This is a genomic window from Mycobacterium tuberculosis complex sp. N0072 (assembly GCF_030323725.1).
In the GTDB taxonomy this organism is placed as follows: domain Bacteria; phylum Actinomycetota; class Actinomycetes; order Mycobacteriales; family Mycobacteriaceae; genus Mycobacterium; species Mycobacterium tuberculosis.
This window is the reverse complement of sequence record NZ_CP040689.1, coordinates 2,663,153-2,675,002: the sequence shown is the minus strand read 5'-3', so window position 1 is coordinate 2,675,002 and position 11,850 is coordinate 2,663,153. Positions and strand designations below refer to the sequence as shown.

The following is an 11,850-nucleotide window of genomic DNA, read 5'->3' as shown; positions in this document are numbered from 1 at the left end:
AACACAACCATGAAGATGGTGAAATCGATCGCCGCAGGTCTGACCGCCGCGGCTGCAATCGGCGCCGCTGCGGCCGGTGTGACTTCGATCATGGCTGGCGGCCCGGTCGTATACCAGATGCAGCCGGTCGTCTTCGGCGCGCCACTGCCGTTGGACCCGGCATCCGCCCCTGACGTCCCGACCGCCGCCCAGTTGACCAGCCTGCTCAACAGCCTCGCCGATCCCAACGTGTCGTTTGCGAACAAGGGCAGTCTGGTCGAGGGCGGCATCGGGGGCACCGAGGCGCGCATCGCCGACCACAAGCTGAAGAAGGCCGCCGAGCACGGGGATCTGCCGCTGTCGTTCAGCGTGACGAACATCCAGCCGGCGGCCGCCGGTTCGGCCACCGCCGACGTTTCCGTCTCGGGTCCGAAGCTCTCGTCGCCGGTCACGCAGAACGTCACGTTCGTGAATCAAGGCGGCTGGATGCTGTCACGCGCATCGGCGATGGAGTTGCTGCAGGCCGCAGGGAACTGATTGGCGGGCCGGCTTCAGCCCGCTGTTCAGCTACGCCGCCCGCCTGGTGACGCGTCCATGTCGAACACTCGCGCGTGTAGCACGGTGCGGTTGCGCAGGGCCGCACGCACCGCCCGGTGCAAGCCGTCCTCGAGATAGGTGGTGCCTCGCCACTTCACCGCGTGGGGGAAAAGGTCACCGTAAAACGTGGAGTCCTCTGACAGCAGGCGGTCCAGCGCGAGCACCGTAGTCGTGGTGACCAACTCGTCGAGCCGGATCTGTTGCGGCGGTATCTGAGACCAGTCCCTATAGGACAGTCCATGCTCGGGATACGGCTTGCCTTCCCGCACCCCTTTGAAGATCATTGGCGGATCTTCCCTACCGAGTGGCTGAAGCCCGACGAGATCATGCTGGACACGTTAGTCGGGGCACACGCCCCCTGACCATCGGCAGACGCCTGCTAGATGACGGTCAGTGGCCGCCGAGAACGTAAAATGAAGCCGGTCAGGCAGCGTAAGAAGTGAGGTGAGCAGTCGATGGGAAGCGCCGACGAGCGTCGCTTTGAGGTGCTGCGTGCCATCGTCGCCGACTTCGTTGCAACCCAGGAACCGATCGGCTCCAAATCCCTGGTGGAACGCCATAACCTGGGAGTCTCGTCGGCCACAGTCCGCAATGACATGGCGGTGCTGGAAGCCGAAGGCTATATCACTCAGCCACACACCAGTTCCGGACGCGTGCCCACGGAGAAGGGCTACCGCGAGTTCGTCGACCGGCTCGAGGACGTCAAACCCCTATCGTCGGCCGAGCGCCGGGCGATCCAGAGCTTCCTTGAATCCGGTGTCGATCTCGACGACGTGCTGCGCCGTGCCGTGCGATTGCTGGCGCAGCTGACCCGCCAGGTGGCCGTCGTGCAGTACCCGACGTTGTCAACGTCGACCGTTCGCCACTTGGAGGTGATCGCGCTGACACCGGCCCGGCTGCTGATGGTGGTCATCACCGACTCCGGCCGGGTTGATCAGCGCATCGTCGAACTCGGCGATGTCATCGACGATCACCAGCTAGCCCAGCTGCGTGAAATACTCGGCCAGGCGCTGGAAGGCAAGAAGCTTTCAGCGGCTTCGGTGGCGGTCGCCGACCTCGCCAGCCAGCTGGGCGGCGCCGGCGGATTGGGCGACGCCGTGGGCCGCGCGGCGACCGTATTGCTGGAGTCGCTAGTGGAGCACACCGAGGAACGCCTTTTGCTGGGCGGTACCGCCAACCTAACCCGCAACGCTGCGGACTTCGGTGGTTCACTGCGGTCAATATTGGAAGCACTTGAGGAGCAGGTGGTGGTGTTGCGGCTGCTGGCGGCTCAGCAGGAAGCCGGCAAGGTGACGGTTCGCATAGGTCATGAGACGGCGTCTGAGCAGATGGTGGGCACCTCGATGGTGTCGACGGCCTACGGTACCGCCCATACCGTCTACGGCGGTATGGGTGTGGTGGGCCCCACCCGGATGGACTATCCGGGAACTATCGCCAGCGTGGCTGCGGTTGCTCTTTATATCGGCGACGTCCTGGGTGCTCGATGAACGCGCACCTGCTGCAGGGTTTGTGGATAGCCGCTTGAGAAGCGGCATAAAGACGCGGCATAGGAGAATCAAGCGTGGCACGCGATTATTACGGGCTGCTCGGCGTGAGCAAGAACGCCAGCGACGCGGACATCAAACGCGCCTACCGCAAGCTGGCGCGCGAGCTGCATCCCGACGTCAACCCGGACGAGGCTGCGCAGGCGAAATTCAAAGAAATCAGCGTCGCCTACGAGGTGCTCAGTGACCCGGACAAACGTCGCATCGTCGACCTGGGCGGGGATCCGCTGGAGAGCGCCGCTGCGGGCGGCAATGGGTTCGGTGGCTTCGGCGGCCTCGGCGACGTGTTCGAGGCGTTCTTTGGCGGGGGTTTCGGTGGGGGCGCGGCGTCCCGAGGGCCGATCGGCCGGGTCCGGCCGGGTTCGGACTCGCTGCTACGAATGCGGCTGGATCTCGAAGAGTGCGCAACAGGTGTCACCAAGCAGGTCACCGTCGATACCGCGGTGTTGTGCGACCGGTGCCAGGGCAAGGGCACCAACGGCGATTCGGTTCCGATACCCTGCGACACCTGCGGTGGCCGCGGGGAGGTGCAGACCGTGCAGCGATCGCTGTTGGGTCAGATGTTGACGTCGCGGCCGTGTCCCACCTGCCGCGGCGTCGGGGTGGTTATCCCCGACCCGTGCCAGCAATGCATGGGCGATGGCCGGATCCGGGCCCGTCGGGAGATCAGCGTCAAGATCCCGGCCGGTGTCGGCGACGGGATGCGAGTTCGGCTCGCCGCTCAGGGCGAGGTCGGGCCCGGGGGAGGGCCGGCGGGTGACCTCTACGTCGAGGTCCATGAGCAGGCGCACGACGTCTTTGTCCGCGAAGGTGACCATCTGCATTGCACGGTTTCGGTGCCCATGGTCGACGCGGCGCTGGGTGTTACGGTCACGGTGGACGCCATCCTGGACGGCCTGAGCGAGATCACCATTCCACCCGGCACGCAGCCAGGTTCGGTGATCACGCTGCGCGGTCGAGGAATGCCGCACCTGCGTTCCAACACGCGTGGCGACCTGCACGTTCACGTGGAGGTGGTGGTCCCGACCCGGCTGGATCACCAGGACATCGAACTGCTGCGCGAGCTGAAGGGTCGCCGCGACCGCGAGGTGGCCGACGTCCGTTCGACCCACGCCGCCGCCGGCGGACTGTTCAGCCGGTTGCGCGAGACCTTCACCGGGCGCTAATCACGGCCCGCACATGGTGGCGATGCTGTTTTACGTCGACACACTGCCCGACACCGGTGCGGTGGCGGTCGTAGACGGCGACGAAGGATTTCACGCCGCCACCGTGCGGCGGATCCGTCCCGGCGAGCAGTTGGTGCTTGGTGACGGTGTCGGTCGCCTGGCCCGCTGTGTGGTGGAGCAGGCCGGACGTGGCGGGCTGCGGGCCCGGGTGCTTAGGCGCTGGAGCGTCCCGCCCGTGCGGCCACCGGTGACCGTGGTGCAGGCGCTGCCCAAATCCGAACGCTCCGAATTGGCAATCGAGCTGGCCACCGAAGCCGGAGCCGACGCGTTCCTGGCATGGCAGGCGGCGCGCTGCGTGGCGAACTGGGACGGGGCGCGTGTCGACAAGGGTTTGCGTCGGTGGCGAGCGGTGGTCCGCTCGGCGGCCCGGCAATCTCGTCGGGCGCGCATCCCGCCGGTCGACGGCGTGTTGTCGACGCCAATGCTTGTACAGCGTGTCCGAGAAGAGGTGGCCGCCGGCGCGGCGGTGCTGGTCCTGCACGAGGAGGCGACCGAGCGGATTGTGGATATCGCTGCGGCGCAAGCTGGTTCGTTGATGCTCGTGGTTGGACCCGAGGGTGGGATCGCACCGGACGAGCTTGCCGCGCTGACCGATGCCGGCGCCGTCGCGGTCCGGCTGGGCCCGACGGTGCTGCGGACATCGACCGCGGCCGCGGTGGCATTGGGTGCTGTCGGTGTGCTCACATCTCGTTGGGATGCATCAGCGAGCGACTGTGAATACTGCGACGTGACACGCCGGTAGCCGGTCGTCAGAATCCCACTCGCCGGCTTGGCCGGGCGCACCCGAGCCGCCGGCCCCGCCGTTGCCCGGTCTCGGGCGCCCCAGCGGCCCCATCACCATCAACGGGCGACCCAGCCAAAGAGCGCCACGACGTCCGCCGACACCTCATCGGCGCCGGCGGCCAGCACGCTGGTGGTCGGTCTCGCCGCCGCCGCGGTGTCGGGCGCACCGATCGACGACCCGATGCGCGCCACATCCGGTACCGCCGTCACCACCAACTCCGGGGCCACGCTGACCAACGACATCGAGACCTCCTGAACGCTAAATGTCGACGACTCGGCAGGCGCACGGCCCGCTGCCGCCGCGGTGGGTAACCGTTCATCCCAATAATCCCGAACGCGCCACACCGGCTAAACGTCCACCACGGCTGAAGGAGTAAACCTCACCAACATTCCCCAGAACGTGGTGCACAACGCACCTAGGCAACTAGTCTCATCTCGTGGTATTGCCCAAACCCACACCGCGCGGACGTGAACTCATCCGCCAAGCAGCAAAAGTCGCCCTGCACCCCACCCCGGAATGGCTCGACGAACTCGACCGCGCCACCCTCGCCGCCCACCCATCCATCGCCGCCGACCCCGCCCTAGCAACAGTGGTCAGCCGCGCCAACCGCTCCCACCTGATCCACTTCGCCACCGCCAACCTGCGCAAACCCGGCCAACCCGTACCGGCAAACCTCGGCCCCGACCCGCTACGCATGGCCCGCGACCTGGTGCGCCGCGGACTAGACGCCTCAGCGCTGGACGTCTACCGCGTCGGACAAAACGTCGCCTGGCAACGATGGACCGAAATCGCGTTCGGACTCACCACCGACCCCCAAGAACTGCACGAACTGCTCACCCTGCCGTTTCGCTCGGCCTCCGAATTCATCGACGCCACCCTGGCCGGCCTGGCCGCACAAATGCAGCTCGAATACGACGAACTGACCCGCGACGTCCACGCCGAACACCGCCGCATCGTCGAACTGATCCTCGACGGCGCCCCCATCAGCCGCCAAAGCGCCGAAGCCAAACTGGGCTACCCCCTAGACCGATCCCACACCGCCGCCATCATCTGGTATGACGATCCCGACGACAACCAAAACCACCTCGACCACACCGCACGCGCGTTCGGCCGCGCACTGGGATGCCCACAGCCCCTGATCGCGGTCGCCAGCGCGGCCACCCGCTGGGTATGGGTCAGCGACGCGGCAACCCTCGACACCGACCGAATCCACCAGGTGCTCGACCACGCACCACATGCCCGCATCGCGGTCGGGACCACCGCACGAGGAATCGACGGGTTTCGGCGCAGCCACCGCGACGCCCTGGCCACCCAACGCATGCTGGCCCGGCTTCGATCCCAACAGCGCCTGGCTTTCTTCGCCGACATCCACATGATCGCGGTACTCACCGAAAACCCGGACAGCGCAGCCGATTTCATCACCAGCACCCTCGGGGACCTCGAATCGGCCAGCCCTCAACTGCTCACCACCGTATTGACCTACATCAACGAACAATGCAACGCCTCCCGCGCCGCGCACGTACTACACACCCACCGCAACACCCTGCTACGCCGACTCGAAACCGCCCAACGACTCCTACCCCGACCCCTCGACCACACGATCATCCAGGTCGCCGTGGCCATCAGCGCCCTCCAATGGCGCGGCAGTCAGACCAGCGACCCCGTGGAAACCCCCGTCGAAGGGATTACTAGCCCGCCACCCGAATCATTGGGGCGCCGACGCTCACGGCTGGCCCAGCTTGAGCGGTGATCGTCGGCTTGGCGGACCGGCATGGGCACGGTCGGGATGTTGCCGCGCACCGGCAGGCACAGCTGGCAGGCCCGAGAGTGGCTGCCGTTCGTCGGCATCGAACGGGCGGACACAGACAGGCCTCATCGCGGATAAAGGTGAGCGCGCACGGGCTCGGCGTTGTGCGTTGTGCTCCGACGCCGTCCCTGACCGGCGTTAGAATGAAACTTCAACACTCGTCAGTTCGACAGGTTCCAGTCGATAGGCCAGAAAGCAGGCATCAGAAGCCAGGTGACGTCCCGCGAGACCCGCGCTGCTGACGCGGCTGGAGCCCGGCAAGCCGACGCTCAAGTTCGCAGCAGCATCGACGTTCCGCCTGACCTCGTCGTGGGCTTACTCGGTTCGGCCGACGAAAATCTGCGTGCCCTCGAACGCACGCTGAGTGCCGACCTGCACGTGCGCGGCAACGCGGTGACCCTCTGCGGTGAGCCGGCGGATGTCGCGCTAGCCGAACGGGTGATCTCCGAACTGATTGCGATCGTGGCCAGCGGCCAGTCGCTGACCCCAGAGGTAGTGCGCCACAGCGTTGCCATGCTGGTCGGCACAGGCAACGAGTCACCGGCCGAAGTGCTCACTCTAGACATTTTGTCGCGTCGGGGGAAGACGATCCGGCCCAAGACGCTCAACCAGAAACGCTACGTGGACGCGATCGACGCCAACACCATCGTCTTCGGAATCGGCCCGGCCGGCACCGGAAAGACCTATCTTGCGATGGCCAAAGCGGTCCACGCGCTGCAGACCAAGCAGGTGACCCGCATAATCTTGACCCGACCCGCGGTGGAAGCCGGTGAACGCCTTGGATTTCTGCCGGGCACGCTGAGCGAAAAGATCGATCCGTACCTACGACCGCTCTATGACGCGCTGTACGACATGATGGACCCCGAGCTGATCCCGAAGCTGATGTCCGCTGGAGTCATCGAGGTGGCACCGCTGGCGTACATGCGGGGTAGAACCCTGAATGACGCGTTCATCGTCCTGGACGAGGCGCAGAACACCACGGCCGAGCAGATGAAGATGTTCCTCACCCGCCTGGGCTTCGGATCCAAGGTCGTGGTCACCGGAGATGTCACCCAGATCGACCTGCCGGGCGGCGCCCGGTCGGGTCTGCGGGCGGCGGTCGACATCCTCGAAGACATCGACGACATCCATATCGCGGAGCTGACCAGCGTGGATGTGGTACGCCACCGTCTGGTCTCGGAGATCGTGGACGCTTATGCGCGGTACGAGGAGCCCGGGTCGGGGCTGAATCGGGCGGCTCGGCGGGCGTCCGGCGCCCGCGGTCGCCGATGATGGGTGCGTGAGCATCTTATGAGCATCGAGGTAGCCAACGAGTCAGGCATCGACGTCTCGGAAGCGGAACTAGTCAGTGTCGCACGGTTTGTCATCGCCAAGATGGACGTCAATCCGTGCGCCGAATTGTCGATGCTGCTGCTGGACACCGCGGCGATGGCCGACCTACACATGCGCTGGATGGATCTTCCCGGGCCGACCGACGTGATGAGCTTCCCGATGGACGAGCTCGAGCCGGGTGGTCGCCCCGACGCCCCCGAACCGGGACCGTCCATGCTGGGCGATATCGTGCTGTGCCCGGAATTCGCCGCTGAGCAGGCGGCTGCGGCCGGCCACAGCCTGGGCCACGAATTGGCCCTGCTGACCATCCACGGTGTGCTTCACCTGCTCGGCTATGACCACGCCGAGCCAGACGAGGAAAAAGAGATGTTCGCCCTGCAGGACCGGTTGCTTGAAGAGTGGGTAGCCGACCAGGTTGAGGCCTACCAGCACGACCGGCAGGACGAGAAGGACCGCCGGTTGCTCGACAAGTCAAGGTATTTTGACCTTTGACCGGGTACTACCAGCTGCTCGGCTCGATCGTATTGATCGGTTTGGGTGGGTTGTTCGCCGCGATTGACGCCGCCATCAGCACCGTGTCTCCGGCCCGGGTGGATGAGCTAGTACGCGACCAGCGGCCGGGCGCGGGGTCGCTGCGTAAGGTGATGGCCGACCGGCCGCGGTACGTCAACCTGGTCGTGTTGCTGCGGACCAGCTGTGAGATCACCGCGACCGCGCTGCTGGTGGTTTTCATCCGATACCACTTCAGCATGGTGTGGGGGTTGTATCTTGCCGCGGGCATCATGGTTTTGGCCAGCTTTGTCGTCGTGGGAGTGGGGCCACGCACCCTTGGGCGCCAGAACGCATATTCCATCTCGTTGGCCACGGCCCTTCCGCTGCGGCTGATCTCGTGGTTGTTGATGCCGATCAGCCGCTTGCTGGTGTTGCTGGGCAACGCACTGACCCCCGGGCGCGGCTTTCGCAACGGGCCGTTTGCATCCGAGATCGAGCTGCGCGAAGTTGTCGACCTAGCCCAGCAGCGGGGCGTGGTTGCTGCCGACGAGCGCCGGATGATCGAGTCGGTCTTCGAGCTGGGTGACACCCCAGCCCGCGAGGTGATGGTGCCGCGCACCGAGATGATCTGGATCGAAAGCGACAAGACAGCCGGTCAAGCAATGACCCTGGCGGTACGCAGCGGACATTCCCGAATCCCGGTGATCGGCGAGAACGTCGACGACATCGTCGGCGTGGTGTACCTGAAAGACCTTGTCGAGCAGACGTTCTGCTCGACGAACGGCGGCCGCGAAACGACCGTCGCGCGGGTGATGCGGCCAGCTGTGTTCGTGCCGGACTCCAAGCCGCTGGACGCATTGCTGCGGGAAATGCAGCGCGACCGTAACCACATGGCCCTGCTGGTCGACGAGTACGGCGCGATAGCCGGCCTCGTCAGCATCGAAGACGTGCTGGAGGAGATCGTCGGCGAGATTGCCGACGAGTACGACCAGGCCGAGACGGCGCCGGTGGAAGACTTGGGCGACAAGCGTTTCCGGGTATCGGCGCGCCTGCCCATCGAAGACGTCGGCGAGCTGTACGGCGTGGAGTTCGACGACGACCTTGACGTCGACACGGTGGGCGGGCTGCTGGCCCTAGAACTGGGCCGGGTGCCGCTGCCCGGCGCTGAGGTGATATCGCATGGCCTGCGGCTGCATGCCGAGGGTGGCACCGATCATCGGGGACGGGTACGAATCGGCACCGTGTTGCTGAGTCCGGCCGAACCCGACGGCGCCGATGATGAGGAGGCCGATCACCCTGGCTGAGCAGCTAGATGCCGAGGACGCAAAGCTGGTTGTGTTGGCACGGGCGGCGATGGCACGTGCCGAGGCCGGTGCCGGCGCGGCGGTCCGCGATGTCGACGGCCGCACGTACGCGGCGGCGCCGGTGGCCCTGTCGGCGCTCGAGCTGACCGGTCTGCAGGCGGCGGTGGCCGCGGCCGTGTCCAGTGGGGCGACCGGTCTTCAGGCCGCCGTCTTGGTGGCCGGGTCCGTTGACGATCCGGGCATTGCCGCCGTCCGCGAACTCGCCCCGACCGCTGCGATCATCGTCACCGATCGGGCAGGTAACCCGCTATGACGCCGAACGTGCATTCACGGCGGAAAAAAGCGGGAAAAGTCTCCCTGTGTTCACGTTCGGCGAGGAAACCGGCATGACCGAATTCCATTCTGGCTTTGTGTGTTTGGTCGGCCGGCCGAACACCGGCAAGTCCACGCTGACCAATGCGCTGGTCGGGGCGAAAGTGGCAATCACGTCGACGCGCCCGCAGACCACCAGGCACGCCATTCGTGGGATCGTGCATAGCGACGACTTCCAGATCATCCTCGTCGACACTCCCGGTCTGCACCGGCCGCGCACTCTGCTGGGCAAGCGGCTCAACGACTTGGTCCGCGAAACCTACGCGGCGGTCGACGTCATCGGGCTATGCATCCCCGCCGACGAGGCGATCGGTCCGGGAGACCGGTGGATTGTCGAGCAGCTTCGTTCGACCGGCCCTGCCAATACGACACTGGTGGTCATCGTCACCAAGATTGACAAGGTGCCGAAAGAAAAAGTGGTCGCCCAGCTGGTAGCGGTCAGCGAACTCGTCACGAATGCGGCCGAGATTGTCCCGGTTTCGGCGATGACCGGCGACCGGGTAGACCTGTTGATCGACGTACTGGCCGCGGCATTGCCGGCCGGCCCCGCGTATTACCCCGACGGTGAGTTGACTGACGAACCCGAGGAGGTTCTGATGGCCGAGCTCATCCGCGAGGCGGCCCTTCAGGGCGTGCGCGATGAGCTGCCCCATTCGCTGGCGGTGGTGATTGACGAGGTCAGTCCACGTGAGGGGCGTGACGACCTGATCGACGTACACGCCGCGCTGTACGTCGAGCGAGATAGTCAGAAGGGCATCGTCATCGGCAAGGGTGGTGCCCGGCTGCGGGAGGTGGGTACCGCGGCCCGTAGCCAGATCGAAAACCTGCTGGGCACCAAGGTCTATCTCGACTTGCGGGTCAAGGTCGCCAAGAACTGGCAGCGCGACCCCAAACAGCTTGGCCGACTGGGGTTTTAGCTCGTCCACCACACCTGCGGCTGCTTGGTCGCCCAGCCACTGACGGCTTCCAACTCGGCGGCCAGCGAGATCAGCATGCCCTCGCTGTTGGCCGGTCCCATCAGTTGCACACCGATCGGCAAACCGTCGGAGGTGAACCCCGCCGGCACATTGATCGACGGCCAGCCCAGCAGGTTCCACGGCCAGGTCGACGGGCACGCGGCGATGATGGCGCGATCGGTGCCGAAGCTGCCCAACCGGTCAAACGCGCGCGCCATTGGCGGTGGTTGTGCTGTGGTCGGTGCCAGCACCACGTCGACGATGTCGAAGATCGAGCCGACCCGACGCTGGTCGGCGGCTTCGTGGCGGCGCGCGCTGCGCAGAATCGCCTGCGACAGCACGTGCCCCATGCGCAGGTTGGATACGGTGCGACGATCCAGGGTCACCTCGTCGCCTAGCCGCTCCGCCCATTCCCAGAGGCCCGCGGTGGACCGGGCAAGAAAGTTCCACGACAACCGTAGGCCGTAGTCCGGATTGCCTTTCACCACCGTATGGCCGAGCAGCTCGAGCTGGTCGCCCACCCTCTGGGTCGCGGCCAAGATCTCAGGATGCAACTTGGCCCGAAAGCCGGTGTACGGGAAGTGGGTTGACAAGGCAATCTTCAGCGGTCCAGGGGCGATGCCGACGAAATCGGACACCGTCACCGGGGGTGGCTGGTGGCGGTCGCCCTCGACGTTGCCGGACGCGGCGTCCAGCACCAGCGCCGCATCCTCCACAGTGCGGGCCAGTACGCCGTTGACCGTGACGCCGTTGAACGCCTCCGGCAGCGGCCAGGTGGAGATCCGACCGCGTTGTGGCTTGATGCCCACTAGGTGTGTCCATGCTGCGGGGATGCGGATGCTGCCGGCGCCGTCGGAGCCGATAGCGGCGGTAACCAGGCCGGCGGCCACCGCCGCCGCGCTACCGCCCGAGGATCCACCCGGCGTGTGCCGGCGCGACCAGGGGTTGCGGGTGTGTCCGAACCCGGGTCCGCTGGTGAACGGCCACTGGCCCAATTCACAAGTATTCGTCTTGCCGACGATCACCGCTCCGGCCGCCTTGAGGCGCCGGACGACCTCACAGTCGTCGGTAGCAGGCGCGACATAGCCCTGGGTGCCGAAGGCGGTTGGCACTCCAGCAACGTCGACGTCGTCCTTGACCGCGATCGGAATGCCCAGCAGCGGCGCCGTGTCGCCGGCCGCCCGCCGCTTATCGGCGGCCGCCGCGTCGGCCAGCGCGGATTCGGTGAGCACTACCCGGAAGGCGTTCAATGTGGGCTGGCTCACATCGATCGCGCGCAGGGAACGTCGCACCAACTCTTCGGACGTCACTGCGCGGGTGGCCAGCTGGTAGAGCAGGTCGGTCAGGGTGGGCAGGCGCTGGTTGCCAGAGCCGGAAATGGCTCCAGCATCCGACCCAGAAGCGCCAACCACGGGGTACGAGACTATCGGCGCGGATACCCGCGATGTCGTGGCGGG

Annotated in this window: 13 protein-coding genes and 1 pseudogene; 11 read left to right on the top strand and 3 right to left on the bottom strand. The window is 66.0% G+C overall.

All coding sequences use genetic code 11. The features are described from left to right. Nucleotides 1–9: 9 nt before the first annotated feature. Complete coding sequence (locus FF952_RS12610) at nt 10–516, top strand: MTB12 family secreted protein (RefSeq protein ID WP_003412264.1); 507 nt, start codon at nt 10–12, stop codon at nt 514–516. Between the two features lie 26 nt (nt 517–542). Here FF952_RS12610 and FF952_RS12605 read toward each other — a convergent pair whose 3' ends face one another. Then, the gene (locus FF952_RS12605) at nt 543–860 is read right to left on the bottom strand and encodes a type II toxin-antitoxin system VapB family antitoxin (protein ID WP_003412258.1); all 318 of its coding nucleotides are present in this window, start codon (nt 858–860) and stop codon (nt 543–545) included. 171 nt (nt 861–1,031) lie between these two features. On the opposite strand from FF952_RS12605, the gene hrcA reads away from it, so the two are divergent. From hrcA to FF952_RS12590, 3 genes are all read left to right on the top strand, one after another. After that, nucleotides 1,032–2,063 carry a heat-inducible transcriptional repressor HrcA gene (gene hrcA / locus FF952_RS12600; protein ID WP_003412252.1) on the top strand — a complete coding sequence of 344 codons (1,032 nt, stop codon included), beginning with the start codon at nt 1,032–1,034 and terminating at the stop codon, nt 2,061–2,063. 74 nt (nt 2,064–2,137) lie between these two features. Continuing rightward, nucleotides 2,138–3,286, top strand: coding sequence for a molecular chaperone DnaJ (gene dnaJ, locus FF952_RS12595; RefSeq protein WP_003903863.1), 1,149 nt, complete (start codon nt 2,138–2,140; stop codon nt 3,284–3,286). Nucleotides 3,287–3,299: 13 nt separating this feature from the next. Further along, nucleotides 3,300–4,088, top strand: a complete 789-nt coding sequence (locus tag FF952_RS12590; RefSeq protein ID WP_003900509.1) for a 16S rRNA (uracil(1498)-N(3))-methyltransferase — start codon at nt 3,300–3,302, stop codon at nt 4,086–4,088. A 101-nt stretch (nt 4,089–4,189) separates the two neighbouring features. On the opposite strand, the pseudogene FF952_RS12585 reads toward FF952_RS12590, so the two are convergent. Further along, nucleotides 4,190–4,372: pseudogene (locus FF952_RS12585) on the bottom strand (PE family protein); the annotation flags it as partial. Between the two features lie 194 nt (nt 4,373–4,566). Here FF952_RS12585 and FF952_RS12580 point away from each other — a divergent pair. The 7 genes from FF952_RS12580 (at nt 4,567) to era (ending at nt 10,354) form a co-directional block, all read left to right on the top strand. Next, nucleotides 4,567–5,880, top strand: a complete 1,314-nt coding sequence (locus tag FF952_RS12580) for an Rv1453 family transcriptional regulator (RefSeq protein ID WP_003899293.1) — start codon at nt 4,567–4,569, stop codon at nt 5,878–5,880. Further along, entirely contained in the window at nt 5,877–6,179 is a 303-nt protein-coding gene (locus FF952_RS12575) for a hypothetical protein (RefSeq protein ID WP_003902257.1), read from the top strand. The genes FF952_RS12580 and FF952_RS12575 overlap by 4 nt, the downstream gene beginning before the upstream one ends. Then, nucleotides 6,151–7,209, top strand: coding sequence for a PhoH family protein (locus FF952_RS12570; RefSeq protein ID WP_003412235.1), 1,059 nt, complete (start codon nt 6,151–6,153; stop codon nt 7,207–7,209). The genes FF952_RS12575 and FF952_RS12570 overlap by 29 nt, the downstream gene beginning before the upstream one ends. A gap of 18 nt (nt 7,210–7,227) precedes the next feature. Further along, a complete protein-coding gene (gene ybeY / locus FF952_RS12565; protein ID WP_003899292.1) occupies nt 7,228–7,761 on the top strand; it encodes an rRNA maturation RNase YbeY in 534 nt (177 codons plus the stop codon). Further along, nucleotides 7,758–9,065: a hemolysin family protein gene (locus FF952_RS12560; protein ID WP_003412229.1), complete on the top strand. Its 1,308-nt coding sequence runs from the start codon at nt 7,758–7,760 to the stop codon at nt 9,063–9,065. The genes ybeY and FF952_RS12560 overlap by 4 nt, the downstream gene beginning before the upstream one ends. Then, nucleotides 9,037–9,378, top strand: coding sequence for a cytidine deaminase-like protein (locus FF952_RS12555; RefSeq protein WP_003412226.1), 342 nt, complete (start codon nt 9,037–9,039; stop codon nt 9,376–9,378). The genes FF952_RS12560 and FF952_RS12555 overlap by 29 nt, the downstream gene beginning before the upstream one ends. 73 nt (nt 9,379–9,451) lie before the next feature. Then, nucleotides 9,452–10,354, top strand: coding sequence for a GTPase Era (gene era / locus FF952_RS12550; protein WP_003412224.1), 903 nt, complete (start codon nt 9,452–9,454; stop codon nt 10,352–10,354). Here the strand turns inward: era and FF952_RS12545 are convergent. Continuing rightward, complete coding sequence (locus FF952_RS12545; RefSeq protein WP_003412223.1) at nt 10,351–11,805, bottom strand: amidase; 1,455 nt, start codon at nt 11,803–11,805, stop codon at nt 10,351–10,353. The two genes, era and FF952_RS12545, sit on opposite strands and share 4 nt — an antisense overlap. Nucleotides 11,806–11,850 lie beyond the last annotated feature (45 nt).